At 60.5% G+C, this 26,316-nt stretch carries 28 protein-coding genes; 17 read left to right on the top strand and 11 right to left on the bottom strand.

The window, feature by feature from the left end; translation table 11 throughout:
* Nucleotides 1-2 precede the first annotated feature (2 nt).
* Nucleotides 3-137, top strand: coding sequence for a hypothetical protein (locus tag B9Z52_RS18190; RefSeq protein ID WP_255417788.1), 135 nt, complete (start codon nt 3-5; stop codon nt 135-137).
* Between the two features lie 46 nt (nt 138-183).
* On the opposite strand, the gene B9Z52_RS04220 is transcribed toward B9Z52_RS18190, so the two are convergent.
* The 3 genes from B9Z52_RS04220 to B9Z52_RS04210 are packed head-to-tail and all read right to left on the bottom strand — an operon-like array spanning nt 184 to nt 2,190.
* On the bottom strand, nt 184-666 hold the full coding sequence (locus tag B9Z52_RS04220) for a glutathione peroxidase (RefSeq protein WP_108412588.1): 483 nt from the start codon (nt 664-666) through the stop codon (nt 184-186).
* Nucleotides 667-681: 15 nt separating this feature from the next.
* Complete coding sequence (locus tag B9Z52_RS04215; RefSeq protein WP_108412587.1) at nt 682-1,575, bottom strand: DMT family transporter; 894 nt, start codon at nt 1,573-1,575, stop codon at nt 682-684.
* A 9-nt stretch (nt 1,576-1,584) separates the two neighbouring features.
* Nucleotides 1,585-2,190 (bottom strand): DedA family protein, encoded by a 606-nt coding sequence (locus B9Z52_RS04210; protein ID WP_233251805.1) that lies wholly within the window; start codon nt 2,188-2,190, stop codon nt 1,585-1,587.
* Nucleotides 2,191-2,435: 245 nt separating this feature from the next.
* Here B9Z52_RS04210 and B9Z52_RS04205 point away from each other — a divergent pair, with 245 nt between their 5' ends.
* From B9Z52_RS04205 to B9Z52_RS04195, 3 genes are all read left to right on the top strand, one after another.
* Entirely contained in the window at nt 2,436-3,806 is a 1,371-nt protein-coding gene (locus B9Z52_RS04205) for an esterase-like activity of phytase family protein (protein WP_108412585.1), read from the top strand.
* Between the two features lie 94 nt (nt 3,807-3,900).
* A complete protein-coding gene (gene alr, locus B9Z52_RS04200) occupies nt 3,901-4,995 on the top strand; it encodes an alanine racemase (protein ID WP_108412584.1) in 1,095 nt (364 codons plus the stop codon).
* Nucleotides 4,996-5,121: 126 nt separating this feature from the next.
* The gene (locus B9Z52_RS04195) at nt 5,122-6,045 is read left to right on the top strand and encodes a DMT family transporter (RefSeq protein ID WP_108412583.1); all 924 of its coding nucleotides are present in this window, start codon (nt 5,122-5,124) and stop codon (nt 6,043-6,045) included.
* Between the two features lie 4 nt (nt 6,046-6,049).
* Here B9Z52_RS04195 and B9Z52_RS04190 read toward each other — a convergent pair whose 3' ends face one another.
* From B9Z52_RS04190 to B9Z52_RS04180, 3 genes are all read right to left on the bottom strand, one after another.
* Complete coding sequence (locus B9Z52_RS04190; protein ID WP_108412702.1) at nt 6,050-6,808, bottom strand: TSUP family transporter; 759 nt, start codon at nt 6,806-6,808, stop codon at nt 6,050-6,052.
* A gap of 286 nt (nt 6,809-7,094) precedes the next feature.
* Nucleotides 7,095-8,816 carry a GMC family oxidoreductase gene (locus B9Z52_RS04185; protein ID WP_108412582.1) on the bottom strand — a complete coding sequence of 574 codons (1,722 nt, stop codon included), beginning with the start codon at nt 8,814-8,816 and terminating at the stop codon, nt 7,095-7,097.
* 303 nt (nt 8,817-9,119) lie between these two features.
* A complete protein-coding gene (locus B9Z52_RS04180; RefSeq protein ID WP_108412581.1) occupies nt 9,120-10,631 on the bottom strand; it encodes a CoA-acylating methylmalonate-semialdehyde dehydrogenase in 1,512 nt (503 codons plus the stop codon).
* A gap of 239 nt (nt 10,632-10,870) precedes the next feature.
* On the opposite strand from B9Z52_RS04180, the gene B9Z52_RS04175 reads away from it, so the two are divergent.
* The 6 genes from B9Z52_RS04175 (at nt 10,871) to B9Z52_RS04150 (ending at nt 16,648) form a co-directional block, all read left to right on the top strand.
* Nucleotides 10,871-11,806 (top strand): LysR family transcriptional regulator, encoded by a 936-nt coding sequence (locus B9Z52_RS04175; protein ID WP_108412580.1) that lies wholly within the window; start codon nt 10,871-10,873, stop codon nt 11,804-11,806.
* 194 nt (nt 11,807-12,000) lie between these two features.
* Nucleotides 12,001-13,326: an ABC transporter substrate-binding protein gene (locus B9Z52_RS04170; protein WP_108412579.1), complete on the top strand. Its 1,326-nt coding sequence runs from the start codon at nt 12,001-12,003 to the stop codon at nt 13,324-13,326.
* Nucleotides 13,327-13,352: 26 nt separating this feature from the next.
* Nucleotides 13,353-14,240, top strand: coding sequence for a branched-chain amino acid ABC transporter permease (locus B9Z52_RS04165; RefSeq protein WP_108412578.1), 888 nt, complete (start codon nt 13,353-13,355; stop codon nt 14,238-14,240).
* A gap of 3 nt (nt 14,241-14,243) precedes the next feature.
* Nucleotides 14,244-15,218 carry a branched-chain amino acid ABC transporter permease gene (locus B9Z52_RS04160; RefSeq protein ID WP_108412577.1) on the top strand — a complete coding sequence of 325 codons (975 nt, stop codon included), beginning with the start codon at nt 14,244-14,246 and terminating at the stop codon, nt 15,216-15,218.
* A complete protein-coding gene (locus B9Z52_RS04155) occupies nt 15,215-15,970 on the top strand; it encodes an ABC transporter ATP-binding protein (protein ID WP_108412576.1) in 756 nt (251 codons plus the stop codon). Before B9Z52_RS04160 ends, B9Z52_RS04155 begins: the two co-directional genes overlap by 4 nt.
* Nucleotides 15,971-15,994: 24 nt before the next feature.
* On the top strand, nt 15,995-16,648 hold the full coding sequence (locus B9Z52_RS04150) for an ABC transporter ATP-binding protein (protein WP_108412575.1): 654 nt from the start codon (nt 15,995-15,997) through the stop codon (nt 16,646-16,648).
* A gap of 24 nt (nt 16,649-16,672) precedes the next feature.
* Here B9Z52_RS04150 and B9Z52_RS04145 read toward each other — a convergent pair whose 3' ends face one another.
* Genes B9Z52_RS04145 through B9Z52_RS04135 form a run of 3 tightly spaced genes read right to left on the bottom strand, consistent with a single transcriptional unit; the run spans nt 16,673 to nt 18,566 of the window.
* The gene (locus B9Z52_RS04145) at nt 16,673-17,311 is read right to left on the bottom strand and encodes a MarC family protein (RefSeq protein WP_108412574.1); all 639 of its coding nucleotides are present in this window, start codon (nt 17,309-17,311) and stop codon (nt 16,673-16,675) included.
* A gap of 17 nt (nt 17,312-17,328) precedes the next feature.
* A complete protein-coding gene (locus B9Z52_RS04140) occupies nt 17,329-17,820 on the bottom strand; it encodes a MaoC family dehydratase (RefSeq protein WP_108412573.1) in 492 nt (163 codons plus the stop codon).
* Nucleotides 17,820-18,566, bottom strand: coding sequence for an SDR family oxidoreductase (locus B9Z52_RS04135; protein ID WP_108412572.1), 747 nt, complete (start codon nt 18,564-18,566; stop codon nt 17,820-17,822). Before B9Z52_RS04135 ends, B9Z52_RS04140 begins: the two co-directional genes overlap by 1 nt.
* An 81-nt stretch (nt 18,567-18,647) precedes the next feature.
* Here B9Z52_RS04135 and B9Z52_RS04130 point away from each other — a divergent pair, with 81 nt between their 5' ends.
* The gene (locus B9Z52_RS04130; protein ID WP_108412571.1) at nt 18,648-19,250 is read left to right on the top strand and encodes a 2-hydroxychromene-2-carboxylate isomerase; all 603 of its coding nucleotides are present in this window, start codon (nt 18,648-18,650) and stop codon (nt 19,248-19,250) included.
* Nucleotides 19,251-19,277: 27 nt separating this feature from the next.
* Nucleotides 19,278-19,967, top strand: coding sequence for a dienelactone hydrolase family protein (locus B9Z52_RS04125; RefSeq protein ID WP_108412701.1), 690 nt, complete (start codon nt 19,278-19,280; stop codon nt 19,965-19,967).
* Between the two features lie 122 nt (nt 19,968-20,089).
* On the opposite strand, the gene B9Z52_RS04120 is transcribed toward B9Z52_RS04125, so the two are convergent.
* Together B9Z52_RS04120 and hemB are read right to left on the bottom strand one after the other, a co-directional pair.
* Nucleotides 20,090-21,226 (bottom strand): magnesium transporter CorA family protein, encoded by a 1,137-nt coding sequence (locus B9Z52_RS04120; RefSeq protein ID WP_108412570.1) that lies wholly within the window; start codon nt 21,224-21,226, stop codon nt 20,090-20,092.
* A 4-nt stretch (nt 21,227-21,230) separates the two neighbouring features.
* The gene (gene hemB / locus B9Z52_RS04115) at nt 21,231-22,235 is read right to left on the bottom strand and encodes a porphobilinogen synthase (protein ID WP_108412569.1); all 1,005 of its coding nucleotides are present in this window, start codon (nt 22,233-22,235) and stop codon (nt 21,231-21,233) included.
* A 295-nt stretch (nt 22,236-22,530) separates the two neighbouring features.
* Here hemB and B9Z52_RS04110 point away from each other — a divergent pair, with 295 nt between their 5' ends.
* The 5 genes from B9Z52_RS04110 to B9Z52_RS04090 all read left to right on the top strand — a co-directional run bounded on the left by B9Z52_RS04110 (nt 22,531) and on the right by B9Z52_RS04090 (nt 26,278).
* Complete coding sequence (locus tag B9Z52_RS04110) at nt 22,531-22,959, top strand: CopD family protein (protein ID WP_108412568.1); 429 nt, start codon at nt 22,531-22,533, stop codon at nt 22,957-22,959.
* A gap of 22 nt (nt 22,960-22,981) precedes the next feature.
* Complete coding sequence (locus tag B9Z52_RS04105) at nt 22,982-24,082, top strand: VanZ family protein (protein ID WP_369907849.1); 1,101 nt, start codon at nt 22,982-22,984, stop codon at nt 24,080-24,082.
* Between the two features lie 23 nt (nt 24,083-24,105).
* Nucleotides 24,106-24,450, top strand: a complete 345-nt coding sequence (locus B9Z52_RS04100; protein ID WP_108412566.1) for a ferredoxin — start codon at nt 24,106-24,108, stop codon at nt 24,448-24,450.
* On the top strand, nt 24,450-25,076 hold the full coding sequence (locus B9Z52_RS04095) for an alpha/beta hydrolase (RefSeq protein WP_108412565.1): 627 nt from the start codon (nt 24,450-24,452) through the stop codon (nt 25,074-25,076). The genes B9Z52_RS04100 and B9Z52_RS04095 overlap by 1 nt, the downstream gene beginning before the upstream one ends.
* 71 nt (nt 25,077-25,147) lie before the next feature.
* Entirely contained in the window at nt 25,148-26,278 is a 1,131-nt protein-coding gene (locus B9Z52_RS04090) for a D-alanyl-D-alanine carboxypeptidase family protein (RefSeq protein WP_233251814.1), read from the top strand.
* The last annotated feature ends 38 nt before the right edge of the window (nt 26,279-26,316 follow it).

Genomic DNA, 26,316 nt, shown 5'->3' with positions numbered 1-26,316 from the left:
ATATGCAAAAAGTGATTGACTGGTTTGAAATTCCGGTGAGCGATGTGCTGCGTGCGCAGGCGTTTTACGAGGCGGTGCTGCAAACGACCTTGCAGCGTGAAAGCTATGTGGGACCAGGCATGCAGATGGCGGTGTGATGGCCTGCCCGAGCCGGTCTCGTCGATTCAGGCGGCATTGTTTTGATCAAGCCGCCAGCGCAGCCTCGATGTCTTTGGCGATTTTTTCAGGCGCTTCCTGCGGCGCGTAGCGCTTGACCACACGCCCGTCCTTGCCGACGAGGAACTTGGTGAAGTTCCATTTGATGGCCTTGCTGCCCAAAATGCCGGGGGCCTCGGCGGTGAGCCATTGGTACAGCGGGTGTGCGTCCTCCCCGTTGACTTTGACCTTGCTCATCATCTGAAAGTTGACGCCGTAGTTTTTCTGGCAGAAGTTGGCAATTTGTACATCGTCGCCCGGGTCTTGGCTGGCGAACTGGTTGCACGGAAAGCCGATCACGGCCAGGCCTTGTGTGCCGAACTGCTGGTGCAGTTTTTCGAGGCCGGTGAACTGGGGCGTGAAGCCGCAGGCGCTGGCGGTGTTGACGATCAGCATGACCTGGCCTTGGTATTGGTTCAGGCGAACGGCTTGGCCGTCGATGCCGAGGGCTTCAAAGTCATAAATGCTCATGGGGGCGCTCCTGCTTCAATCGTGTGAACCGGGGCTGACCACCGACAGCACCGCCGCCAGCAGGATCAGCGAGCCGCCTACCAAGGTGCGGCCTTCCCAGCTTGAAGCGCCCAGTATGACGGAAGACACGCTGGCGAACAGCACTTCGGACAACATGACCAAGGCCGTGGTGTGTGCTGCCAAGCGTGCTGCGCCGTATTGCAAGGCCAAGTTGCCAAACAGGAAGGAGGTGCCCAGCAAAGCCACGAAGGGCAGCCAGGCCCAGGTGGGCGCTGCGCCTGCATGGACCACGCCGGTCGCCATGCCCAGAAGTGCAGCCACGGCGGCCATGGTGGCGCCGCCGCCAAACATGGCCAAGGTGCGCGAGGCGCTGGGTGAGTCTTTGAGTTTGAGCAGCAAGGCGTTGGTGATGGCAAAGGTCAAACCGCTGAGCAACGCCAGCACATCGGCCAGGCTTTCAGGTACGGGCCAAGGCGTTTCGGGTGTTTTGAGCACGATGAACAAACCGCTCAGCGCCAGCACCAGCCGCAGCAAGGCCATGCCGCTGGGCTTTTCACCCAAAAGCCACCAAGCCACCAGCACCGACCAGGCGGGCATCAGGTAAAACAGCAAAACCACACGCACCACATCGCCCACCGTGACGGCCCAGTTGAAGCCCACATTGGTCAGGCCCGATGCAAGCAAGAGCAGCCACAGTGCAGGGTGTTGGTGCCAGCTGACCAAGCTGCCCCGCAGCCCCAGCCACAGGCCTATCGACAGGAAGACAAAGCCATAGACCAGCGCCGTGGCCCACAGCGGGTGCAGTCCTTGGGTTTCGAGTTGTTTGAAGGGCCACCAGCACAGACCCCAGACCAGGGCATTGAACAGCAGCCCGGCCACGGCCAGGCTTTTGTCAGAGGTGCGTGCCATGGGGCAGGCTCAGAGAGGGTCTTTGGTGGCGGCTGAAGCTTTGTGCTTGTTCCACCAGCGCCAGCCCACCCAGCCCAAGCCCAGTGCGAGCAGTGCAAAGATGCCGTGCTGGAACTGGCGCAACACCCCAAACATCCAGTCCCAGTTTTGGGCGCCGTAGTAGCCCAGGTACACCCAGATTGGCACGCTGATGAGGGCGGCAAAACCATCCATCAGGAACCAGGTGGGGAAGGTCACGCGCTGGCTCATGCCAGCCGAGAAGAACACGGGGGTGCGCAGACCGGGCAGGAAACGGGCCACGAACATGACCCATTTGCCGTATTTGTGAAATGCGTCTTGCGCGCTGGCAAAGCGTTCGGGGGTGAGCACTTTGCGAAAACCAGGCATCTGCGAGATGCGTTGGCCGTACAAGCGGCCCAGGGTGAACATCAAACCGTCGCCAATCAACACACCCGCCATGCCCACGGCAAACATGGTGTGCACATGCGCATGGCCCAGACCCGCGATCACCCCGCCGGTCACCAGCGTCACGTCTTCAGGGACAGGAATGCCGAAGCCACAAACCAATAGCATCACGAACACGGCCCAGTAGCCGTACTCGGTGAAAATGGGCATCAGAAATTGAAAAACTTCCATCGAATATCAAAGTTCAACCAGCGCCTTGGCGGGTGAGCGAAATGCTCGGTCTGCAAAGGCAGCGGGCCAGTGTAATTCATTTGAATGCCCCTTCCGAAACGGGGTTCAGGGGGTATTCCCGAAGGATGAACGGGCTTGTCTGACTTGCTGGCGTCATGTCTTCGTCATGCCACTTTCATTCTGTGTTTCTAAGCTGAGATCACGGCTTAACTCTGGAACATGTCATGATTTCATCTTTGCACCCACGTTCTTGCACTCTGGCAGCGATCTTGCTGACCACGGCGGCATCCTGGACTTTGCCAGCCGCAGCGCAAACCGCATTTCCCGCCACCTTGGCCGGTCATGCCGTGCTGCCCGCCCTGAGCCTGATCCCTGCGCCCAAGGATGCCCCGGCTGACTTGCAGGTCAGCGGCAAATTCACCACTGGCCAGCGCGTTGACAAGATCGGCAGCGTGGAAGGCCTGTCGGCAGGCCGCCCCACCGGCGTGTTTTTGCCCTTCAAGGGTCAGCCGGTGCAGGGCCATTCGGGCATCAAGCGCATGGCCGATGGCAGCTACTGGCTGTTGACCGACAACGGCGCGGGCTCCAAAGCCAACTCGCCCGACTTCATGCTTTACCTGAACCAGTACAAGGTCGATTTCAAGTCCGGCGAATTCAAACGCCTGCGCACCGTGTTCTTGCACGACCCGGACAAAAAAGTGCCGTTTCGCATCGTCCACGAAGGCACCCCGCAGCGCTACCTGACCGGCTCGGACCTGGACACCGAGAGCTTCCAGTTTGCGGGTGGCGCGATGTGGATCGGTGACGAATTTGGCCCTTTTTTGGTCAAGGCCGACCTGAATGGCAAAGTGCTGGCGGTGTTTGAAACGCTAGTGGATGGCCAAGTGGTGCGCTCCCCCGACCACCCCGCAGTCACCACGCCAGGCTCTCCGGACCAGGCCGTGAAGTTCCAGGTGCGCCGCTCCAAGGGTTTTGAGGGCATGGCATCTTCCAAAGACGGCAGCAAGCTCTATGCGCTGCTGGAAGGCGCTGTGTGGGACGAAGCGGCCAAAGCCCCCGAGACGCTGAATGGCAAGCCCTACCTGCGCGTGCTCGAATTTGACGTGAAAGCCGAAAAATGGACCGGTCGCCACTGGAAATACGTGCTGGAAGCCAATCACCACGCCATCGGTGACTTCAACATGATCGACGAGACCACCGGCCTGATCATCGAGCGCGACAACGGCGAGGGCACGCCCGACAAGGCCTGCCCCGCAGGCGTGAAACGCACAGACTGCTTCCATGACTTGCCCCAATTCAAGCGCGTCTACAAAGTCGAACTGACCGAAGCCAACGTGGGAGGCCCACTGCGCAAGATCGGTTACATCGACTTGCTGAACATGGCCGACCCCCAAAAGTTGGCTCGCAAGCCGCTGGTGAACGGTGCTTTGAGCTTTCCCTTCTTCACCATCGAAAATGTGGAGGTGGTGGATGCCACCCACATCGTGGTGGGCAATGACAACAACCTGCCGTTTTCCAGCAGCCGTGAGCCCAACAAGGCCGACGACAACGAGCTGGTGTTGTTGGAAGTGGGCGAGTTTTTGAAAGCCCGCTGAGCCGGATCAGCGGGCGGTGGGTCTGGTTTGGACTCGGCGCCTTCAGGGCTGGTGAAGCTGGCATACTTCATCGGCCTTTTTCACGTTTGCACCCATGCCCCGCCCCATACAAGCCACCATCCACACCGCCGCGCTGCGCCACAACCTGGGAGTTGCCCGCCAGGCTGCGCCTGATGCTCAGGCTTGGGCGGTGGTCAAGGCCAATGCCTATGGCCACGGCATTGAGCGTGTGTTTGAAAGCCTGCGCGGGGCCGACGGCTTTGCTTTGCTGGACCTGAACGAAGCCGAGCGCGTCAGGGCCTTGGGTTGGCGCGGCCCCATCTTGTTGCTTGAAGGCGCTTTTGAGGCGCGAGACTTGGAGCTGTGCTCGCGCCTGCACCTGTGGCACACGGTGCACTGCGATGAGCAGATTGACATGCTGGCGCTGCACAAAACGCACGAGCCGCATCGGGTCTTCCTCAAGATGAACTCGGGCATGAACCGTTTGGGTTTTGCGCCGCAGCGCTTTCGCTCGGCCTGGACGCGCCTGAACGCCTTGCCCCAAGTGGACGAGATTTCGCTGATCACCCATTTCAGCGATGCCGATGGCGACAAGGGCATTGCCGAGCAAGTGGCCCGCTTTGAAGAAGCCACCCGCGATCTCCCCGGAGAGCGTTCCTTGAGCAACAGCGCTGCCACCTTGCGCCATGCCCAAGAGGCCAGCGTCAAAGCCGACTGGATCCGTCCAGGCATTGCGCTGTATGGCAGCTCGCCAGATTTCCCGGCGCACACTGCTGCCGATTGGGCTTTGCAGCCCGCCATGAGCCTGCACGCCAACGTCATTGCGGTCCAGCACCTGCGAGCGGGCGACAGCGTGGGTTATGGCTCCAGCTTTGTGGCAGACGACGCGATGCGCATCGGTGTGGTGGCCTGCGGTTATGCCGACGGCTATCCGCGCCTGTGCCCCACGGGCACGCCGGTGCTGGTAGGTGGCTCGCGCAGCCGCACCTTGGGCCGCGTGAGCATGGACATGCTGGCGGTGGACCTGAGCGATGTCCCAGCCGCAGGTGTGGGCAGCCAAGTCACCCTGTGGGGGCGTGCCGCTGACGGTGCGGTGCTCAGCATCGACGAGGTGGCGCAGGCCGCTGGCACGGTGGGTTATGAGCTGATGTGCGCACTGTCCCAGCGCGTGCCGGTGGTGGTGGACTGAACTTCTCCCCACCAGTCATCGCAGACGTCCTTTTGTCATCGCGAGCGAAGCGTGGCGATCCAGTGGGGTCCAGCGGTTTGCTGCACGCGTGACAAGCCTTCTGGCAGGTCACGGTGACAATGGCCCATGCCCCACCGATCGCCCACGCACCGCCACGATCAGACCGCTTTGATGGCCGCGCTGGCCCTGATCGTGATCTGGGGGGCCAACTTCACACTGCAAAAATTTCTGTTCGAGCTGGTCTCGCCCACCGGTTTTCTGATGGCGCGTTACATCATCATGCCCACGTGTGCGCTCTTGTTGATGCGCTGGCGTCTGGGCCGCTGGTTGCCCGCTTTGCCCCGCCAAGACCTGCTGCACATGGCCTGGCTGGGCTTTGCAGGCCACACCTTGCATGTGGGCCTGGTGACCTACGGCATCCATTGGTCCACGGCGTTTTCCAGCGCGGTCATCCTCGCGTGCGGGCCAGTTTTCACCTTGCTGATCCTGCGGTACAAAGGTTTTGAGCGCCTGAGTCTGGCCCAAGTTGCCGGGGTTGGCTTGGCGCTGCTGGGTGTTTTGATGTTCCTGTCCGACAAGCTGCTGGGCGGCCACTGGCGGGCCGGGGGCGGTGATCTGGTCTTGCTGATCGCGGCCAGCCTGTTTTCTTATTACACCGTGGCAGCCAAGCCCCTCATGGAGCGGCATGGGCCGGTGCTGACCATGGGTTACACCACCTTGCTCGGCAGCCTGCCGATTTTGGTCTTGTCGATCCCGGTGGGCTTGCAGGCGCCATGGGCCAGCCTCGACATGTGGGCCTGGGCAGGGCTGTTCTGGTCGGTGCTGGTGTCGGCCTTCATGGGCTGGCTGATCTGGGGCTGGATCAACACCGTGCGTGGCGTGGCCCGCACCGCGCCCCTGATGTATTTGATGCCGCCCATGACGGGCCTGTTTGCTTGGGCTTGGTCTGGGGAACACTACACCTGGATCAAGATCGCCGGGGCGGGCGTGATCTTGTCGGGTGTGGCGCTGGCGCAGTACGCCGGGCAGATCAAGTGGCGCTTGCGCTGAGGCGTCAGCGCAGCCAGGTGTCGTAAGCGGTCTTGCAGATCAAGGCCAGCACCACCAGGATGAAAACGTGGCGCACAAAATCAGCGCCGTGTTTCAGGGCCAGTCGGGTGCCGATCAGGCTGCCCACCACATTGGCCAGCGCCATGGGCAGCGCCATGTGCCACCACACATGGCCTTTGAGCGTGAACAGCACCAAGGCCGCCATGTTGGTGAACAGGTTGATGAATTTCGCAGCGGCCGAGGCGTGCAAAAAGTCATAACCCAGCCAGCGCACATAGGCAAACACCAAAAAACTGCCGGTGCCGGGGCCAAAGAAGCCGTCGTAAAACCCGATCACCAGGCCGATGCCTGCCGCCACCCAAGCCTCTTGCGAACCGGCAAAGCGCGGCGCGTGGCTGCGGCCCATGTCTTTTTTGACCAAGGTGTACAGCAAGAGCAAGACCAGCAGCACCGGCAAAGCTTTGCGAAACAGGCTGGGGTCCACCTGGGTGACGACCCAGGCACCGGCCAAAGAGCCCAGCAGACCGAGACCGGCTGCGGGCAGCAAAGATCGCCAGGGCATGACCACTTTGCGGCTGTACTGCACGGTGGCAAAGGCGGTGCCCCAGATCGAGGCGCTTTTGTTGGTGCCAAACAAGGTGGCCGGGGCCGCGCCAGGGAAGGCGGCAAACAGGGCGGGCAGCAAGATCAGGCCACCGCCACCGACGATCGAGTCCACCAAGCCAGCCAGCAGCGAGGCCAGCGAAACAATCAGCAATTCCATGCAGTCGATTGTGGCATTGGGGCGGCGCAAGGCCTGTCGGGCCAGCGACGGGCGAAAAAAAAGCGCCGCTTGCGCGGCGCCTGAGAAGTCACATCTCGTTCGGATGTTGGTTCATGTTGGAGTTCTTAGGGGTTCGAGTTGTCTCCTCGGCCCTCGGGATGCAAGGTACTGCTATGCATCGAGTGAATGAAATGTAAGGGCTGGCGGGAGATGAAACCCTCAGGGATTTCCCGATTCGCGGGAAATCCCTGATCAAAACTGGATATGAGCTGACCCAAACCGGAATTCAGGGCACCCAACGCTGGGCGTCCTGTGCGATCCAGTGCGCGGCCTTCTCGGCAATCATGAGCGTCGGGCTGTTGGTGTTGCCGCTGGTGATGGTGGGCATCACGCCCGCATCGACCACGCGCAGGCCCGCCACGCCGCGCACCTGCAGCCGCGCATTGACCACCGCCATCGGGTCGTCATCGCGCCCCATGCGGGTGGTGCCCACGGGGTGGAAGATGGTGCTGGCAATGTCACCGGCCAATTTGGCCAGTTCTTCATCGGTCTGGTACTGCACGCCGGGCTTGAACTCTTCGGGCTGAAAGGGTTTCATGGCCTCTTGGCCCATGATCCGGCGGGTCACGCGCAAGCTGTCGGCGGCCACCTTGCGGTCCTCGTCGGTGGCCAGGTAGTTGGGCGCAATGGCAGGGGCGTCTTCGAAACGATGGGTTTTGATCTGCACCGAGCCCCGGCTGGTGGGGTTCAGGTTGCACACGCTGGCCGTGATGGCCGGGAAGCTGTGCAGCGGCTCGCCAAAAGCGTCCAAGCTCAGGGGTTGCACGTGGTACTGGATGTTGGCGTGTGGCTGCGACGGGTCGCTTTTGGTGAACGCGCCCAGTTGGCTGGGCGCCATGCTCATGGGGCCGGTGCGTTTGAGGGCGTATTCCAGCCCGATCATGGCCTTGCCCCACAGGCTGCCCGCCATGGTGTTCAGCGTTTTGGTGCCTTTGACCTTGTAGACCGAGCGGATCTGCAAGTGGTCTTGCAAGTTGGCGCCCACGCCGGGCAGCTCGTGCTTGACGTCCACGCCTTTGTCTTTCAGCAAGGCGGCAGGCCCAATGCCCGACAGCTGCAGGATTTGCGCCGAGCCGATGCTGCCCGCACTCAAAATCACCTCGCGGGTGGCTTTGACCTCGACCATCTCCACGCCCGACCAGACCTGCGCGCCGGTGCACCGCTGGCTGCCATCGGCTTGGGTTTCGATGATCAGCTTGGCCACCTGTGCCTTGTTCCACAACTCGAAGTTGGGGCGGGCGTAGCAGGTGGGCCGCAAAAAGGCCTTGGCCGTGTTCCAGCGCCAACCGTCTTTTTGGTTGACCTCGAAGTAGCTCACGCCCTCGTTGTTGCCCCGGTTGAAGTCGTCTGTGGCCGGAATGCCCGCTTGCTGCGCAGCTTGCGCAAACGCATCCAGCACGTCCCAGCGCAGGCGTTGCTTTTCGATGCGCCATTCACCGCCGGTGTTGCGCCCGCGCAGGGTGTGCAGGTAACTGCCCTTGGCTAAATCGGTGGGGGCCAGCAATTCGGACTTGGCACCCTTGGCTCCGTGAAATTCGTTTTCGCCCTTGTAGTGGTCTTCGTGCAACTTGAAGTAAGGCAAGGACCGTTCCCAGAGCCATTCGTCGTTGCCGGTGATCTGCGCCCACTGGTCGTAGTCCCGCGACTGGCCGCGCATGTAAATCATGCCGTTGATGCTGGAGCACCCGCCCAGCACCTTGCCACGCGGGTAGCGCAGGGTGCGGCCGTTCAGGCCTTCGGCTGGCTCGGTCTGGTACAGCCAGTCGGTGCGCGGGTTGCCAATGCAGTACAGATAACCCACAGGGATGTGGATCCAGTGGTAATCGTCTTTTTTGCCCGCCTCCAGCAGCAGCACGCGCTTGCTGGCGTCAGCGCTCAGGCGGTTGGCCAGCAGGCTGCCTGCCGTGCCGCCGCCTACGATGATGTAGTCGAAGGTGTTGTCGTTCATGTTCTTCCCAGTCTCCTGATGGAACGATTGTGCCTGTGGATTTTTGCAGGTCGGCGCTTGAGAGCCGACGTTGATGGGGTTGATGCACACATGACAAGCGAACTGTTTTGATCAGCACACCATGTCGGACCTGAAGGTGCCGACCTACAAGGCCTCCCATTTGCAGTATGGACACAGCCAGCGCAGCGGGGGCGACTGGCCGGGGCCGCTGGGCCGATTTGCTGGCGCGAAGCGACTGATGAGGCCCTGCGGCCCCGGCCAGTCGCCCCCGCGGAAATCACCACGGCTGTTGACTACGGCAATTTATTTGGCCGTAGGCATCACAAACTCAGCACCTTTGCCGATGCTCTCAGGCCAGCGCTGCATGATGGACTTTTGCTTGGTATAAAAGCGCACGCCCTCTTCGCCATAGGCGTGCATGTCGCCAAACAACGAGCGCTTCCAGCCGCCAAAGCCGTGCCAAGCCATGGGCACGGGGATCGGCACGTTGATGCCGACCATGCCCACCTGAATGCGGCGCGAGAATTCACGGGCCACATTGCCGTCGCGGGTGAAGCAGCTCACGCCGTTGCCGAACTCGTGGTCGTTGATGATCTGCACAGCCGTTGCAAAGTCGGGCACACGCACGCAGGACAGCACCGGGCCAAAGATTTCCTCTTTGTAGATCTTCATGTCGGTGGTCACGTTGTCAAACAAGGTGCCGCCAAGCCAGAAACCGTTCTCGCAACCTGCACCGGCTTTCGCGCCGTCAAACTCACGGCCATCCACCAGCAGCTGTGCGCCTTCGGCCACGCCCGCGTCGATGTAACCCTTGATGCGCTGGCGCGCCGCGTCAGTCACGATGGGGCCCATCTCGGCGGCCAGGTTTTCACCGTTGAGCACTTGCAGTGCTTTGGTGCGCTCGATCAGCTTTGGCAAGATCTTGTCGGCCACATCGCCCACCAGCACCGCGACCGAAATCGCCATGCAGCGCTCGCCTGCCGAGCCGTAGCCTGCGCCAATCAGCGCGTCCACGGTCTGGTCGATGTCGGCGTCGGGCATGACCACCAAGTGGTTTTTCGCGCCGCCCAGGGCTTGCACGCGCTTGCCGTGGTGTGCGCCGGTCTCATAAATGTAGTTGGCAATCGGTGTGGAGCCCACAAAGCTGATGGCCTTCACATCGGGGTGCTCCAGCAGCGCGTCCACGGCTTCTTTGTCGCCTTGCACCACGTTGAACACGCCGTCTGGTAAACCGGCTTTTTTGAGCAACTCGGCCATGAACAAGGCGGGTGTCGGGTCGGTCGGGCTGGGTTTCAAGATGAAGGTGTTGCCCGCCGCAATGGCGACCGGGAACATCCACATGGGCACCATCACAGGGAAGTTGAAGGGCGTGATGCCCGCCACCACGCCCAAAGGCTGGCGCAGCGTCCAGTTGTCGATGCCGGTGGAGACCTGGTCGGTGAAGTCACCCTTGAGCAGCTGCGGAATGCCGGTGGCGAATTCCACGATGTCGATGCCGCGCGAGACTTCGCCCTGTGCGTCGGTGAACACCTTGCCGTGCTCGGCAGTGATCATGTGGGCCAGCGTGTCCTTGTTCTGGTTCAGCAATTCCAGGAACTTGAACATCACGCGGGCGCGGCGCAGTGGTGGCGTGTCGGCCCAAGCGGGGAAGGCGGCTTGCGCAGCGGCCACGGCCTTGGCCACTTCGGCGCTGTTGGCCAGGGCCACGTTGCCGGTCACGGCACCGGTGGCGGGGTTGGTGACGGGCTGGCTGCGGCCCGAAGCGCCTGCAGCGGCTTGGCCGCCAATGTAATGGCCGATGTGGGTGATGTTCATGGGGTGCTCCTTGTGGCTTGTGAATTTGTATTTTGTAGGAGCCCACCCCGTGGGCGATGATGCCTGGCCACAGCGTCAAACAATCGCCCACAGGGGTGGGTTCCTACAAAAAATCGGCGCTTTGTGTGCAGCTCTTGCCGATAAGAAGCGCCGAAAGAGCCCAGAGTGTAGGCACCCCCGACACCCCTCACAAGCCTTTAAACCTGAATTGATTGTTCAAAATAGTGAACAATACACGTATGGAAGAGCAAAAAATCAACACCCTCTGGACGCACTTGCACTGGCTGAGCGTGCTCGCCCAGCAAGGCAGCTACACGGCCGCCGCCGCCCGGCTGGGCGTGAGCAAGGCCGCCATGAGTCAGCGCATTGCCGAGCTCGAGCGGGCAGCCAAAGTCACACTGGTGCAGCGCACCACCCGCAGCCTGCGCTTGACCGAGGCGGGACAAAAGCTGGTGGATGACACGCGCACCTCGTTCGAGCAGATCGAGCAGAGCTTTGCACAAGTGCGCGATTTGGCCGAGCAACCGGGTGGCTTGATCCGGGTGACCGCCCCGGTGGCCTTTGCACGTCAGCAACTGATGCCCTTATTGGCCGAGTTCCTCAAGGACTACCCCAATGTGCGGATCGAGCTGGACATGTCTGACCGCCTGAGCGCGCTGACCACCGAAGGCTTCGATCTGGCGATCCGACACACCGCCCGTCCGCCCGACACCCATGTGGCTTGGGCACTGTGCCCCACCGAATCGGTGCTGGTGGCTACCCGCGCCTATTTGCGCAAGCAGGGGGAGCCGCAGGCCCCTGCCGACCTGCAAAGCTACAACTGCCTGCACTACCCCCGTTCGCAAGACACCCCGGCGTGGACCTTCGAGCCCCGCGATCCGCAAGCTGGCGAGCGCATCACCGTGCCTGTGTCGGGCAATTTGTCCGCCAACAACAGCGAGGCTCTGCGCGAAGCGGCCCTTATGGGCGCGGGCATCGCCCTGATGCCCGACTTCAGCGCCCAGGCCGCTCTGCGCCAGGGCAAGTTGGTGCGCGTGCTGCCCAACTGGCGACCCGTTGGCGCATTTGCTGAAACCATTTACGCCATTCGCCCGTATGCGCCCCATGTGCCTCGGGCAGTGACGGCGCTGGTGGGTCACCTGCGCCAAGGGCTGGCGGGTGGGTTTGGCGTGTGAGGCCGCTGTAAGCCCATTGAGTGCAGTGCCAAGTCGCAAGCAATGACGAAAAGGTCACGGGCGTGACATTTTTCAGCCCTTTGCTGGCGAAGGCAGGGGTTTGCACTGATGAGCCCTTCCAGTTTCTCCGCACAAGATGACGTTGGCGTTTTTTTCGATGTCGTCCCGTTTAGGACAAACAAGTGGAGAGGCTCATGGCAATTCAAGGCATTCGCAAAGCGACTTGGTCGCGCAAGGTGGTCGGCACGGCAGTGAGCTTGGTCGCTGCACTGTGCACGGCCGGGGCGGTTCAGGCCCAAGAGACCTTCAAGGTCGGTATTGTGAGTTTCTTGTCGGGCCAAGCGGCAGAGAGCTTTGGCATTCCGGCCGTCAATGGTGCCAAGGTGTTGGTGGATGCTTTCAACAAAGGCGCAGCGCCTGCGCCTTACAACAAGACCGGTTTTGGGGGCATGAAGCTCGAAGCGGTCTATGTCGATGAAAACGGTGGTGCCACCAAGCAAGTGCAAGAGTTGCGCAACCTGTACGAGCGCGAAAAAGTCGATGCGGTGGTGGGCTATGTGGGCTCAGGCGACTGTCTGGCCGTGGCCCCGGTGGCCGAGGAAATGAAGAAATTCCTGATTCTTTATGACTGCGGCACGCCCCGTATTTTTGAAGACAACAAACTCAATTACGTGTTCCGCACCGCGTCTCATGCGGCCATGGACAACGTGGCCCTGGCCCGTTACCTGAAGGCCAAGGACATCAAGGTCGGCACCTTCAACATGATCAACCAGGACTACGCTTGGGGCCAAGACTCCAAGAAAGACTTTGTCTGGTCGATGGAAAAGCTCTACCCCAACGCCAAGGCGGGTGAAGACCAGTTGCCCAAATTTGGCGCAGGCCAGTACGGAACAGAAATTTCAGCCCTGATGTCCAAGCAAGCAGACATCACCCACAGCAGCTTGTGGGGCGGCGATTTGCAGGCCTTCATTTTGCAGGCTGGACCGCGCGGTTTGTTCAAGCGCTCGCAAGTGATCCTCTCTGCAGGTGACCATGTGTTGCCTGGCCTGGGTGAGAAGATGCCCGACGGCGTGATTTTGGGTGCGCGGGGTGCCTACGGCCTGATGGCGCCCAAGTCGGCCCTGAACGACTGGTGGTGGGACATTTACAGCAAGGCCAACAACGTGTACCCGGTGCAAGCCCCCTACCGCATGGTGCAGTCGCTGCTGGGCTTGAAGTTGGCGGTTGAAAAAGCCATGGCTGCCAACGGCGGCAAGAAGCCCAACGCCGAGCAATTGGCTGCGGCCTTGCGCAATTCCGAGTGGGACTCGCCTGCAGGCAAGATCCGCATGAACTTGGGTGGCGGGCATCAGGCCACACAAGAAACCGCCATTGGCCGCACACGTTACGACGCTGCCAAAAAGATGGTGGTGCTGGACGACATCATGCGTTTCCCTGCGGAGTGTGTGAACCCGCCTGCCAACATGAAGTCTGAAGACTGGATCAAGTCTGGCTTCGCGGGCGCCAAGGGTTGCCCATAAGCTGCTGTAAATAAGGTTCTCAAGGCATGCTGACCATATTGATTGACGGACTGACCTACGCCTCGTGGCTGTTCATCGTGGCGCTGGGGCTGACGCTGGTGTTCGGCGTGCTGAAGATCCTCAACATCGCGCACGGCAGTTTCTACGCACTGGGGGCCTATGCGGCCGCCAGTTTCGTGGGCTGGGCCAGCGCCATGAAGTGGGCGCCTGGTTACACGCTGGTGGCCATGCTGTTGGCCGCCGTGGCTGTGGCAGCGCTCGTGGCACCCCTGACTGAGCGTGGCTTGCTGCGTTTCTTTTATGGGCGCGACGAGGTGCTGTTGGTGTTGGTCACCTACGCCATGTTCTTGGTCATGGAAGATGGCACCAAGTTGTTGTGGGGCGCCAATCCTTACTACGTGTCGGAGCCTTACGGGCTGTTTGGCAACATCGACATCGGCACGCAAACCTATGTGGGTTACGACTTCGCGCTGGTGGCTTTGGCGGTGGTGGTGGGTTTGGCCGTATGGTGGTGGCTCAACCGCACCCAACAGGGCAAGATCATGATCGCCGTGATCCACAGCTCGGAGATCGCGTCGAGCATGGGTGTGAACGTCTCGCGTGTGTACATGCTGGCGTTCTCGGTGGGCATCTTTCTGGCGGCGTTGGGCGGTGCCTTCACCGCGCCGATGATTTCAGTGCAGCCTGGGGTGTCTGTTGGCGTGATCATCGTGTCGTTCGCGGTGGTGATCATCGGCGGCTTGGGCAGCATTGAAGGCGCAGCCATTGGCGCTTTGATTGTGGGTCTGGCCCGGGCCATGGCCGTTCACCTGGCACCCGTGGCCGAACTGTTCTCAATTTATGTGGTGATGGCTGTGGTGCTGATGTTCCGTCCGGAAGGACTGTTCCAGCGCATTCAGGCCCGAAAGATCTGAGCCATGGCGAAAAATCTGGGCACAGTGCTGCCTTCTCAAGAAACGCCCGTGGGGCAAACCGTGTTGTGGGCGGCAGGCATTTGCCTGGCCTTGGCCTTGGCCGGCATCGTCATGCCCAAGTGGCTCACCTTCCTGATCACCATGGCGGCGGCCAATGGCCTTGTATCGCTGGGCATCGTGGTGCTGATGCGCGGTGGTGTGGTGCCTTTTGGTCAAGGCATGGTGTTTGCGGTTGGCGGTTACGCCGCTGCCTTGCTGTTCAACAAGCTGGGCATCACCGATGCGCTGCTGCTGACCTTGTGCGGTGGTGTGGCGGCCGCTTTGGTGGCGGCGCCTTTCGCGCCGCTGCTGTCGCGTTACCGTGGGATCTTTTTTGCCATGCTGACCCTGGCTTTGTCGATGGTGACCTATGGCCTCTTGATGAAGCTGGAGGTGCTGGGCGGCTCTGACGGGTTCAATCTGGGACGGCCTACGCTGTTGGGGCAAAAGCTGCCCGACGAGCAGGTGGGTTACATCATGTATGTGCTCACCGTGGTGGTGTCGACGGTCATGGCTTTGCTGGCCCGAATTTATTTTGACAGCACGCGTGGCTTGATCACTGTGGCCGCCAAAGAAAACGAATTGCGGGTGGAGTATTTGGGCGGCTCGGTGCGCCACGCCATGGCCATCAACTTCATCCTGGCGGCTTTTTGTGGCGGTTTGGGCGGTGCCCTGGCGGTGATGGCTTTGGGGCACATCGAACCGAACTTCAGTTTTTGGACCACCTCGGGTGAGTTCGTGTTTGTCGCCATTTTGGGCGGCTGGCAAAGCGTGATTGCCCTGTTCCTGGCCAGCACGGTGCTGGAAGTGGTGCGCTCGTTCTCGAGTGCCTATTTCCCCAACACTTGGCAAATGGCCTTGGGTATTTTCTTGTTGATCGTGATCCGTTTCTTGCCGCGTGGCATTGGGTCCCTTTGGGTCAAAGGGGGCACGCGATGAAGGCCATGCTGCAGGCCCGCGATGTGGGTAAAAAATTCGGTGCCGTGGTGGCGGCGTCGAACCTGAACATCGACATCTTTGCTGGTGAGCGTGTGAGCCTGATCGGCTCCAACGGCGCAGGCAAGACCACATTCGTGAACATGATCACGGGCTACCTCAAGCCCGACCATGGGCAGATACTGCTCGATGGTCAGGACATCACACCTTTGTTCCCGCGCGCCATCACGCACTTGGGTGTGGCGCGGTCGTTTCAGATTCCGCAGCTCTATGGCGAGTTGACCGTTCTGGACAACATGCTCGTGGCCAACGCGTGTCATGACCAAAAGCTGAGTTTTTGGCAGCCTGCGCGGCGACGCGATGCCATCGAACGCGCCGATGCCTTGCTCGAGCGCTTTGCTTTGACCGAGCACCGCTCGCGCCGCGTGGCCGAGTTGCCCGGTGGTGTGCGCAAACTGCTGGACATTGCGATGGCGCTGACGAGTTCACCCAAGCTGCTGCTGCTGGACGAGCCCACCAGTGGCGTGTCAGCAGAAGAAAAATTTCCGATGATGGAAACCATCATGGCCGGGCTGGGACAGGACCAGTCCACCACGGTCTTGTTTGTGGAGCATGACATGGACATCGTCAACCGCTATGCCAGCCGGGTGGTGGCGTTCTACAGCGGCCGCATCATTGCCGACGACAAACCCGAAGTGGCTTTGGCCACCGACGATGTGCGGCGCTATGTCACTGGCGAACTGTTGAGTGAATAAGACACCGCCCCCAAAGGAACACGCATGCTCAAGGTAGAAGGCCTCCATGTGGCCATCCAGTCGGTCGTCGCTTTGCGCGGTTTGTCGCTTGCCGTCGAAGACGGCACCATGGTGGGTTTGATTGGCCGAAACGGCGCAGGCAAAACCACCTTGCTGCGCTCGGTGATGGGCCATCTGACGCCCACGCAAGGCACCATCACTTTCAATGGGCAGGATCTGTCCGCCTTGCCCCCACACGCACGGGCGGGCCTGGGCATTGGGTACATGCCCGAGGATCGCGGCTTGGTGCCTGAGCTGACGGTGGAAGAAAACATCCTGATCCCCGTTTGGGTCAGTCCGACGCTGGACCCTCAGGAGCGCTTGGCGCTGGTCTACAAAGTCTTGCCTGAGTTGCTCGAGATGAAAGACCGCCGGGCCTTGCTGCTCTCAGGTGGGCAGCAAAAGCTGGTGGCCTTGGCACGTGCATTGGCCGTCGGCACCCGTCTGTTGTTGCTCGATGAACCCTTTGAGGGGGTAGCGCCCGCCTTGTCCAAGCGCTTGGGCGAGGTCATTGCTGGCCTCAAAGGTACTGAGGTGTCGGTCTTGATCGCACAAAGCGATCTGAACCACTCACGCAAGCTGGTGGACTGCGAATTCGTGATTGAGCGTGGTGCCAACTTGCAGACGGCCACGAACTGACCTTGCCGATGCCGTTTGGCCCGGTCAGATTCCGCGCGCCAGCACCGGAAACAGCTTGTGCAGCCCGTCGGTCATCACCTCGACCGCCAAGGCAGCCAGGATCAGGCCCATCAAGCGTGTCATGACGTTGATGCCGGTGCGCCCCAGCACCCGGGCGATGGGCGCTGCCAATGAAAAGCACAGCGCGGTGGCCAGGGCGATGACCACGCCGTAGCCGACCAGGGTGCCGAGCTGGAACATGGTTTTGGCTTTTTCGGCGTAAATCACCACCGTGGACATGGTGGCCGGGCCGGTCAGCAGCGGGATGGTCAGTGGCACCACGGCGATGCTGGCGCCTACAGCCGCTTTGGCTTCGGCGTCTTGCACTTCGTCTGCGTTGGCGCGGGCCTCGGCCGGTTGGGCGTTGAGCATGGACAGCGCCGAGGTCAGCAGCAGCATGCCGCCACCCACCTGGAAGCTCGCCAGCGAGATGCCGAAGAACTCCAAGATTTGCAAACCGAGCAGGGCGCTGGCCGCGATCACCACAAAGGCAGAAAAGGAAGACACCCAAATCGTCTTCTTGCGCTGGGCCGGGCTGAAACCTTGCGTGTAGTGGATGAAGAACGGGACACAGGCCAGCGGGTTGACGATGGCCATCAGGGTGATGAGCGGTTTGAAATCCATGACCGCATTGTGCGGCTTTAAGCCGGGTTGGCGGGCACGGCTGCAGAGGGGGCAGCCGGTGTGCGCCTTCTGAACATGCCCCAGCCTTCCATGTGCAGCACCTTGTCACCGTGCTGGTTGAACATTTCCCACAGGTTGCGCGTCATGCCCACGTCCGGGCGCTTGCTCATGGCTTTGGTCTCGAGCATGGTGCTTTGCAGCCGCAGGGTGTCGCCAGGGTAGACGGGCTTGAGCCACTTGATGCCTTCCAGGCCCGGCGAGCCGAGGCTGGAGGTGTCGTTCAAAAAGTTTGTCACCATCAGCCGCATGGCCATTGAGCAAGTGTGCCAGCCGCTGGCCGACAAAGCGCCAAAGACCGAGGCTTTGGCTGCCTCGTCGTTCAGATGAAAGGGCTGCGGGTCAAACTGCTGGGCAAAGGCGAGGATGTCTTCGCGGGTGGGCGTGATGGTGCCCAGGTCGCGGACCTGGCCGGGGGCAAAGTCTTCCCAGTAATACTTGAACTCGGCCATCAGCGGCCTCCGGAGACGTCGATCAAACTCATGGTCGTGTAGCTCGCGGCGTCGGACAAGAGCCAGACGATGCTTTGCGCCACCTCGTCGGCGGTGCCGCCGCGCTGCATGGGCACCAGGTGCTGCAGGTCTTTGACGCGGTCGGGCAGGCCGCCCGAGGCGTGGATTTCGGTGTCGATCAGGCCGGGGCGCACGGCGTTGACGCGCACGCCCTCGGCGGCGACTTCTTTGGCCAGGCCCAGCGTGAAGGCGTCAATCGCCCCTTTGGCCGAGGCGTAGTCCACGTACTGGCCGGGCGAGCCCAGGCGGGACGCGGCGCTCGACACGTTGACGATGCTGCCGCCTTCGCCGCCGTAGCGCGTGCTCATGCGGCGCACGGCTTCGCGGGTGCAGACGATGGAGCCGATGACGTTGATGTCGAACATGCGTTTGAGGCGCGCGACACTCATCTCGGCCACGCGGGCGTAGACGTCGACCACGCCTGCGCTGTTGACCAGGCCCGACAGGCGGCCCAGCTTGGCGTCGATGTGCTCGTACATGCGCAGGACCTGCGCTTCGTCGGCCACATCGGCCTGCACCGCGATGGCATTGCCGCCCGTGCTGCGGATCTGCCGCACCACTTCATCTGCGGCGAGCGAATTGGCGGTGTAGTTCACCGCCACAGTCCAACCCTGCGCCGCTGCCAGCAAGGCGGTGGCCGCCCCAATGCCCCGGCTGCCGCCGGTCACCAACAAGACCTTGTTCATCGTGTGTCTCCTGCAAAAATTCGGTATGGCGGTTACAACCGCTGTTTCGTCCAAAGATTACACAACAGACAAGGAGACAACATGGGTCACGCAGTGGACTATTACTTGGCCCCCCAAAGCCCCTGGGCTTATTTGGGGCACCAGCGCTTGGTTGAAATCGCGGCGCGGGCAGGGGCCACGGTGCGGGTGATGCCGATCGACCTGGGGGGCAAGGTGTTCCCTATTTCGGGCGGGCTGCCTTTGGGGCAGCGCGCGCCGCAGCGCCAGGCTTACCGGTTGGTGGAGTTGCAGCGTTTCAGCGAACACCTGAATGCACCACTCAACCTCAAGCCCAAGTATTTCCCTGTGGGCGGCGACGATGCAGCGCGGCTCATCATCGCGGCGGACTTGGCACAAGGCTCGGCTGCGGCCATGCAGGTGGCGGGCGCGGTGCTGTCGGCGTGCTGGGCGCAGGAGCGCAACATCGCCGATGACAAGGTGTTGGCCGAGTTGCTGGCCGAGCAGGGTTTGCCTGCGGCATTGCTGGAGCAGTCGCACAGCCAGGCGGTGCAAGAGCGTTATGAGGCGTACACGCAAGCGGCCATCGATGCGGGGGTGTTTGGCGCGCCCAGCTACGTGGTCGGTGGCGAGATTTTTTGGGGTCAGGACCGTCTCGACTTTGTTGAGCGGGCCCTGAGCCGTTGATGTGTTGAATTGAACCAAGGAATGAACATGGGAACGATGATTGAATTGAAAACCGCAGACGGCACGCTGGTGCCCGCTTACGAGGCCCGCCCAGCAGGCACACCCAAAGGCGCGGTGGTGGTGATTCAGGAGATTTTTGGCGTCAACAGCCACATCCGCAACGTGGCCGATGGCTATGCGGCCGAGGGTTATGTGGCCGTGGCTCCAGCGGCCTTTCACCGCGTCAAGCCCGGTGTCGAGCTGGGCTACAGTGACGCCGACATGGGCGAGGGCTTTGGCTACAAGACCGCGGTCGAGGCTTTGCCTGCACCCGGCGTGATGCAGGACATCCAGGCTGCCATTGACCACGCGGCCAAGGCCTCGGGCGGCAAGGTGGGCATCGTGGGTTATTGCTGGGGCGGCCTGCTGACTTGGCGCGCAGCCTGCACGCTCACGGGTCTCAGCGCTGCTGCGCCTTATTACGGCGGTGGCGTGACCACCCCGGAAGAAACCGCACGCCAATCCCAAGTGCCCGTGTTGGCGCACTTTGCCGAGGAAGACAAGTGGATCCCGCTGGACACAGTGGACGCCTTCAGAAAGGCGCATCCTGAGGTCGAGGTGCACACCTATGCGGCGCACCATGGCTTCAACTGCGACCAGCGCGGTGCCTGGCATGCCCCATCGGCCCAGCTGGCCCGTGAGCGCACGCTGGCGTTTTTTGCCAAGCACCTCGCCTGATTGAGTGGGAGCGGCGCTCAGCCGCGATAGGCCCTTTGAAGGCCTAAGCATTCGCCGCGAGGGCGCGGCTCCCACAACAAAAGGCCCCTGTAGGAAATGCGCCCCGCTGCGACAGTTTGTCCCTAGTCGCCGGTTCTGGCCAGGTAGCGCTTGCGCCAGAACAGCAGACCCATGCTCAGTGCGATGAAGCCCATGGTGCCCAGCGTCCACCAGAAGGCCGAGGCTTGGTGCAGCCAGGGGATGAACTCGAAGTTCATGCCGAAGATGCCTGCAATCAGGTTCAGTGGCAAAAAGATGGCCGTCAGCGCCGTCAAGGTGCGCATGATGTCGTTGGTGCGGTTGCCCTGCACATTGAAGTGCATTTGCACCGCGGTTTCGGTGTTGTGCTCCAGACGGCGCACATGCTGGACCACGCGGTCGATGTGTTCGAGCACGTCACGGCTGCGGATCTTGAGCAGCTCGTGTTCGCGCTGCGCTGTGTTGTCGGGTGCAATCCGCCAGCTGTCCAGTGATTCGGTCCAGCTTTGCATGGCGGTGTGCTGGTCGTCGCACAGGGCTTCGAGTTGGTGCAGCGCCATGCGGGCGTGGAGCAAGGCGTCCCAGCGGTTGAAGCGCGTGCGCGGGTGCAGCAGTTCGGCTTGCCAGTGGTCCAGCTGGCGGCTCAGTTCGCGGCGCAGATCCAAGTAACCGTCGACCATGTGGCTGACGATGCGCAGCATCATGTCGGCCGGGTTGTGGGGCACCCCGCGTGCGCCAGTCGAGCGCGGGTCGGTCGCATCGTGGGCCTGCGTGCTGGCCAGCAGGCGGCTGGCGTAGGCCTCGCGCACGGCGCAGTCGGCCGGGTGCACGCTCACCAGCACGCGGTCGAACACCGCAAAGCCCACCGGGCTGGTGTCGATGCGGTGCAGCACAGGCGGGCCCGAGCGCTTGGCGCCTTGTGCCGTCAGGCCGTTGTTTGTGAGCGCGGTGGGACTGGCGGCTGCGCTGTCCGGGCGCTGCGCCAGACGCCTGAACACCATCAGGTCGTAATGCGAGCTGTAATCAAAACGCGAAGGCAGCTGGGCGTTGAGCAGGTCGGAGACGTGCAGGTCGACCAGTGTTTGGCCCGTGAGTTTTTCCAGTGTGCTTTGGATGGCGCTCAGCTCGGCCAAAAAGGCTTCGCGCGAGCAGGCGATCCAGAGGTAGCCGTGTTCGGGCAGTTGCTCGGGCAGGGCCAGTCCCGCCTGAACCTGTGTGCCCGAAACGCTGAAGACCCGCATGGGCTCAGCCCTGGCGGATCAAACGGGCCGCGTCGCGTGCAAAGTAGGTCAGCACGCCGTCGGCGCCTGCGCGCTTGAAGGCCAGCAGGCTTTCCATCATGACCAGGTCGTGGTCCAGCCAGCCGTTTTGTGCAGCGGCTTTGAGCATGGCGTATTCGCCCGACACTTGGTAGGCAAAGGTGGGCACCTTGAATTCGTCTTTGACGCGGCGCACGATGTCCAAATACGGCATGCCTGGCTTGACCATGACCATGTCGGCGCCTTCGGCCAGGTCCATGGCGACTTCGCGCAGGGCTTCATCGCTGTTGCCCGGGTCCATTTGGTAGACCTTCTTGTTGCTCTTGCCCAGGTTGCTGGCCGAGCCGACCGCGTCGCGGAAGGGGCCGTAAAAGGCGCTGGCGTACTTGGCGCTGTAGGCCATGATGCGGGTGTGGATCAGGCCACGGGCTTCGAGCGCGTTGCGGATCGCGCCGATGCGCCCGTCCATCATGTCGCTGGGGGCCACCATGTCCACGCCAGCTTCGGCTTGTGTCAGGGCTTGTTGCACCAGCACGGCGGTGGTTTCGTCGTTCAAGATGTAGCCGGTCTCGTCCAGCAGGCCGTCCTGGCCGTGGCTGGTGAAGGGGTCGAGCGCCACGTCGGTCATCACGCCCAGTTCGGGAAAGCGTTTTTTCAGCTCACGTACCACGCGGGGCACCAGGCCATTGGGGTTCATGGCTTCGCTGCCGGTCGGGTCCTTGAGTGAGGCGTCGATCACCGGGAACAGCGCCATCACCGGGATGCCGAGCTTGACGCAGTCTTCGGCCACGGGCAGCAGCAGGTCGAGCGACAGGCGCTCGACGCCCGGCATGGAGCCCACTTGCTGGCGCTGGTTCTGGCCGTCCAACACGAAGACGGGGTAGATCAGGTCGTGCGGCGTGACCTGGTGTTCGCGTACCAGGTTGCGGGTGAAGTCGTCACGACGCAGGCGCCGTGGGCGGTTGGAGGGGAAGGGGGCGACGGGGTTCATGTTGAAAATTGTGCCTGAAGTCTTTTGCTGAGCGGTCCTGTTGTGGACAGACCACTCTGCTGAAGCGCGAAAACAACAAAAAACCATAAAAATTTTTTAAACAAGCTTGTTATTGGTTTTGTTATTTGATAAATTTGTACCCAGGCAGCTTGCTGCCTCCCGCTTTACCTCCCTGAGCGGGTGCCTTGATGTGTGACAGCAAAAAGGCTTCCCACCCTCGGCTTATGGCCGAGGGGTTTTTTGTCCGCAAGGGACAAAATGCCCGCATGCAGCGGTCAATGGCTACACTTGCCTCATGCTCTGGATCAAAGCCTTTCATATCGTCTTCATCGCCAGCTGGTTTGCGGGCCTGTTTTATCTGCCTCGCATTTTTGTGAATCTGGCCATGATCGAGCCTGCATCGCAGGCGGAGCTCGACCGGTTACTGCTCATGGCACGCAAGCTCTACAAATTCATGACGATTTTGGCTGTGCCCGCTTTGGGTTTGGGGTTGTGGCTGTGGCTGGTATACGGCATTGGTCGGGGCCCCGGTCAGGGCTGGATGCACGCCAAGCTGTTGATCGTGTTGTTGCTGATCGGTTACCACCATGGCTGCGGCATGATTTTGCGCAAATTCGAATCCAGTCGCATGCAGCGCAGCCATGTCTGGTTCCGCTGGTTCAACGAAGTGCCTGTGTTGCTGATGTTGGCCGTTGTCGTGTTGGTGGTCGTCAAGCCCTTCTGAGGGCTGCACGCGCAAAGCCATGATGCGCAAAACAGCGGCTTGGCCTTTGGCGTGGATTTACACAGTCCTGATCGTCTATGCCAGCTTGTACCCGTTTGACAACTGGCGTGTTCAGGGCATATCGCCCTGGTCATTTCTTTCTGCCCCTTTGCCCAAGTATTGGACAGGCTTTGATGTGTTGTCCAATGTCCTTGGCTATGCCCCTTTGGGCTTTTTGCTGGCGTTGGCTTTGCATCGCACGCAAAGGGACTGGCCGCCTATTGTGATCGCCACTTTGGCTGCGGCTGCTTTGGCACTGGCCATGGAAACCTTGCAAGTGTTTTTGCCAGTCCGTGTTCCTTCTAATGTTGATGCAGCTTTGAACGTGATTGGAGCCTGGCTCGGTGCGGTTGCGGCGCGTACTTTGACTTGGGTGGGTCTGATTGAGCGCTGGAGTCGTTTTCGAGACCGTTGGTTTGTAACGGATGCTGGCAGTGCGTTGGTGCTGCTGGCGGTTTGGCCAATGGCGCTTTTGTTTCCTGCTCCCGTAGCGTTTGGCTTGGGGCAAATTTTGGAACGATTTGAAGCGGCATTGGCTGATCTGCTGGAGGGTACGCCTTGGCTGGAATGGATGCCTTTGCGTGAGGTGGAGTTGCAGCCTCTTTTACCGATGAGCGAAATGTTGTGTGTAGCGATCGGTTTGTGTTTGCCGTGCTGGCTCGCTTTTAGTGTGTTGCGTGAAAGACGGCAGCGCTTCATCGTGGCTTGCTTATGGCTGGTTGTTGGAGTTGCAGCGAGTGCTTTGTCTGCTGCATTGACTTATGGCCCCGTGCATGCCTGGGGTTGGGTCAGTACCGAGGTGGCCATGGGGTTTGGGTTGGCCGTCGTTGGCGCTGGGGGCTTTATTTTTGCTTCTGCCCGGATGTGCTTGGTCATGGCTTTGGTCGCATTGGTCTGGCAACTGAGCTTGCTCAACAATGCTTCGGCAGACGCATATTTCTCCTTGACTTTGCAGACTTGGGAGCGTGGGCAGTTCATCCGCTTCCACGGCTTGATTCAGTGGTTGGGTTGGTTATGGCCGTATGCGACCTTGCTGTATCTGGTGCGGCGATTGTCGTCGGTTAAATCCATGATGGTGGACTGATCAGGCGGCCCTAGAATGGAGTGATGATCGACTCAAACACTTCTTCATATTTCAAGCGCCATATCTTTTTTTGTCTCAATGAGCGAAAAAATGGCGAAGTTAGCTGCGCTCAACACAACGCGCAGGCAGCGTTTGACCATTGTAAAAACCGCATCAAAGAGCTGGGGTTGTCTGGCACGGGTCAGGTGAGGGTGAATAAGGCGGGGTGCCTGGACCGTTGTTCGGGTGGACCAGTGGCGGTGGTGTACCCGGAGGGTGTTTGGTACACCTATGTCGATCACGCAGATATTGAAGAAATTGTTCAATCGCATCTCAAAAATGGCCAAATTGTGCAGCGCTTGGTCACGCCTGAGCATTTGGGGCGCTGATGAACTCGGCTACCCAATCTCTTACTTTGGAGGGAGGCGCTGGTCAGGTGCAGGCCTTGCGTGATTTGCCTGTTCATGGCGCTGTGCGGGGCACGGTTGTGATTTCGCATCCCCATCCTTTATTTGGCGGCACCATGCAAAACAAGGTAGTGCAAACATTGGCACGTGCTTTTGTTCAATGTGGCTGGCAAGCAGTGCGTTTCAATTTTCGTGGTGTGGGTGCCAGTGATGGCACATATGATGAAGGACGAGGCGAGGCATCAGATATGCGATCGGTCATTGCGCAAGTCGCAGCTGATGGACCTTTGGCTTTGGCGGGTTTTTCATTTGGCGCTTTCGTGACCAGCCATGTGGCACAAGCTGAGTGCATGCAGCGCAACTTAGACAAGTTGGTCTTGGTGGGCACGGCTGTATCCCGTTTTAAGGTGGCATCCGTGGTTCCCGAGATGCATGAACGCACGTTGGTCATTCATGGTGAGCAGGACGATACGGTAGCCTTGAGCAGTGTGATGGATTGGGCCCGGCCACAAACCTTGCCCGTGACGGTGATTCCCGGTGTTGGGCACTTCTTTCATGGACAATTGCCCCTTCTGAAGTCTCTGGTGGTTCGTCACTTGCGGGCCTGAGATACATTCTAGATCGCCTATTTTGAGGTCTTCACTTGGAGTCTATGACTCGTTTATTTAAAACTTTTCTAATGAGTGGCTGGGCAGCGTTTGCTGTGAGCGTTCATGCGCAAATGCCGCAAGCGCCAGAAGTTGCAGCAAAAGCCTATTTGTTACTGGACGTCACAGCCAATCAGGTTCTGGCAGCCAAAGATCCTGATACGGCAATTGAACCTGCATCGCTGACCAAACTGATGACGGCTTACCTGGTGTTTGATGCTTTGAAGGCCCACAAGATCGATCTGAAGCAAACACTCCCGGTGTCCAAGGGTGCTTGGAGGATGCCAGGTTCTCGCATGTTCATCGACCCGAAAATGAAAGTGCCTGTTGAGGATCTCATCAAGGGCATGATCGTGCAGTCCGGAAACGATGCAACCATCGCATTGGCTGAAGGCGTGGGCGGCCACGTGGATCGATTTGTGGAGATGATGAATAACCAGGCACAGGCCTTGGGCATGCACCAGACCAACTACAAGAATCCAGAGGGCTTGACCGCCCCTGGTCACAGGACTTCGGTGCGTGATCTGAGTATTCTCGCTACGCGCTTGATGCGAGATTTCCCAGAATATTTGTCTTACTACGCGATCAAGAAGTACCGCTATCCAGGCACCCCTGCCGCCAACGAGTCCAATCGCAATTTGTTGTTGTTCCGCGACCCAACGGTCGATGGTTTGAAAACCGGACACACCCAGGCTGCAGGGTATTGCATGGTAGCTACGGCAAAAAGGGAATTCCCGAATGTGGGCGTGCGTCGTTTACTGTCCATCGTGGTGGGCACCGACAGCGAAAACGCCCGTGCCAATGAAAGTCAAAAACTTCTGAATTGGGGTTACACAGCGTTTGATGCGGTCAAGCTGTTTGATGCCAACCAGCCAGTTGCTGTGCCTTTTGTTTGGAAGGGAAAAGAAAACACCTTGAAACTGGGCACATTTCGGCCGTTGGTTGTCGCTGTGCCGTCGGGCAGTGCGACACAGATCAAAACTCAGGTTGTGCGTCCAGATCCCTTGGTTGCGCCTTTTGCCAAAGGGCAGGCGGTGGGCACTTTGAAGGTTTTGCGCGGCGATCAGCCTTTGCTGGATGTGCCTCTCGTGGCCTTGGACGGCGTGGAGCAAGCCGGAGTGCTGGGGCGTGCCTGGGATGCTGTACGCCTGTGGGTCAAGTGAATCGGGTCCCTGTCAGCCCCCGTCAATTGTGCAGAACT

This window comes from Limnohabitans sp. Jir72 (assembly GCF_003063575.1).
Taxonomy (GTDB): Bacteria; Pseudomonadota; Gammaproteobacteria; order Burkholderiales; family Burkholderiaceae_C; genus Limnohabitans_A.
This window is presented reverse-complemented; position numbering and strand designations above follow the sequence as displayed.

What these genes read in the sequence shown, in the direction of transcription:
- B9Z52_RS04120 (WP_108412570.1), bottom strand. Translation starts at nt 21,226, where the DNA reads ATGCGGGTCTTCAGCGTTTCGGGCACACAGGTTCAGGCGGGACTGGCC.
- hemB (WP_108412569.1), bottom strand. Translation starts at nt 22,235, where the DNA reads ATGAACCCCGTCGCCCCCTTCCCCTCCAACCGCCCACGGCGCCTGCGT.
- B9Z52_RS04205 (WP_108412585.1), top strand. Translation starts at nt 2,436, where the DNA reads ATGATTTCATCTTTGCACCCACGTTCTTGCACTCTGGCAGCGATCTTG.
- B9Z52_RS04150 (WP_108412575.1), top strand. Translation starts at nt 15,995, where the DNA reads ATGCTCAAGGTAGAAGGCCTCCATGTGGCCATCCAGTCGGTCGTCGCT.
- B9Z52_RS04100 (WP_108412566.1), top strand. Translation starts at nt 24,106, where the DNA reads ATGATCGACTCAAACACTTCTTCATATTTCAAGCGCCATATCTTTTTT.
- alr (WP_108412584.1), top strand. Translation starts at nt 3,901, where the DNA reads ATGCCCCGCCCCATACAAGCCACCATCCACACCGCCGCGCTGCGCCAC.
- B9Z52_RS04110 (WP_108412568.1), top strand. Translation starts at nt 22,531, where the DNA reads ATGCTCTGGATCAAAGCCTTTCATATCGTCTTCATCGCCAGCTGGTTT.
- B9Z52_RS04105 (WP_369907849.1), top strand. Translation starts at nt 22,982, where the DNA reads ATGCGCAAAACAGCGGCTTGGCCTTTGGCGTGGATTTACACAGTCCTG.
- B9Z52_RS04090 (WP_233251814.1), top strand. Translation starts at nt 25,148, where the DNA reads ATGAGTGGCTGGGCAGCGTTTGCTGTGAGCGTTCATGCGCAAATGCCG.
- B9Z52_RS04140 (WP_108412573.1), bottom strand. Translation starts at nt 17,820, where the DNA reads ATGGCCGAGTTCAAGTATTACTGGGAAGACTTTGCCCCCGGCCAGGTC.
- B9Z52_RS04190 (WP_108412702.1), bottom strand. Translation starts at nt 6,808, where the DNA reads ATGGAATTGCTGATTGTTTCGCTGGCCTCGCTGCTGGCTGGCTTGGTG.
- B9Z52_RS04175 (WP_108412580.1), top strand. Translation starts at nt 10,871, where the DNA reads ATGGAAGAGCAAAAAATCAACACCCTCTGGACGCACTTGCACTGGCTG.
- B9Z52_RS04160 (WP_108412577.1), top strand. Translation starts at nt 14,244, where the DNA reads ATGGCGAAAAATCTGGGCACAGTGCTGCCTTCTCAAGAAACGCCCGTG.
- B9Z52_RS04170 (WP_108412579.1), top strand. Translation starts at nt 12,001, where the DNA reads ATGGCAATTCAAGGCATTCGCAAAGCGACTTGGTCGCGCAAGGTGGTC.
- B9Z52_RS04095 (WP_108412565.1), top strand. Translation starts at nt 24,450, where the DNA reads ATGAACTCGGCTACCCAATCTCTTACTTTGGAGGGAGGCGCTGGTCAG.
- B9Z52_RS04155 (WP_108412576.1), top strand. Translation starts at nt 15,215, where the DNA reads ATGAAGGCCATGCTGCAGGCCCGCGATGTGGGTAAAAAATTCGGTGCC.
- B9Z52_RS04135 (WP_108412572.1), bottom strand. Translation starts at nt 18,566, where the DNA reads ATGAACAAGGTCTTGTTGGTGACCGGCGGCAGCCGGGGCATTGGGGCG.
- B9Z52_RS04125 (WP_108412701.1), top strand. Translation starts at nt 19,278, where the DNA reads ATGGGAACGATGATTGAATTGAAAACCGCAGACGGCACGCTGGTGCCC.
- B9Z52_RS04145 (WP_108412574.1), bottom strand. Translation starts at nt 17,311, where the DNA reads ATGGATTTCAAACCGCTCATCACCCTGATGGCCATCGTCAACCCGCTG.
- B9Z52_RS04165 (WP_108412578.1), top strand. Translation starts at nt 13,353, where the DNA reads ATGCTGACCATATTGATTGACGGACTGACCTACGCCTCGTGGCTGTTC.
- B9Z52_RS04210 (WP_233251805.1), bottom strand. Translation starts at nt 2,190, where the DNA reads ATGCCCATTTTCACCGAGTACGGCTACTGGGCCGTGTTCGTGATGCTA.
- B9Z52_RS04220 (WP_108412588.1), bottom strand. Translation starts at nt 666, where the DNA reads ATGAGCATTTATGACTTTGAAGCCCTCGGCATCGACGGCCAAGCCGTT.
- B9Z52_RS18190 (WP_255417788.1), top strand. Translation starts at nt 3, where the DNA reads ATGCAAAAAGTGATTGACTGGTTTGAAATTCCGGTGAGCGATGTGCTG.
- B9Z52_RS04215 (WP_108412587.1), bottom strand. Translation starts at nt 1,575, where the DNA reads ATGGCACGCACCTCTGACAAAAGCCTGGCCGTGGCCGGGCTGCTGTTC.
- B9Z52_RS04130 (WP_108412571.1), top strand. Translation starts at nt 18,648, where the DNA reads ATGGGTCACGCAGTGGACTATTACTTGGCCCCCCAAAGCCCCTGGGCT.
- B9Z52_RS04180 (WP_108412581.1), bottom strand. Translation starts at nt 10,631, where the DNA reads ATGAACATCACCCACATCGGCCATTACATTGGCGGCCAAGCCGCTGCA.
- B9Z52_RS04195 (WP_108412583.1), top strand. Translation starts at nt 5,122, where the DNA reads ATGCCCCACCGATCGCCCACGCACCGCCACGATCAGACCGCTTTGATG.
- B9Z52_RS04185 (WP_108412582.1), bottom strand. Translation starts at nt 8,816, where the DNA reads ATGAACGACAACACCTTCGACTACATCATCGTAGGCGGCGGCACGGCA.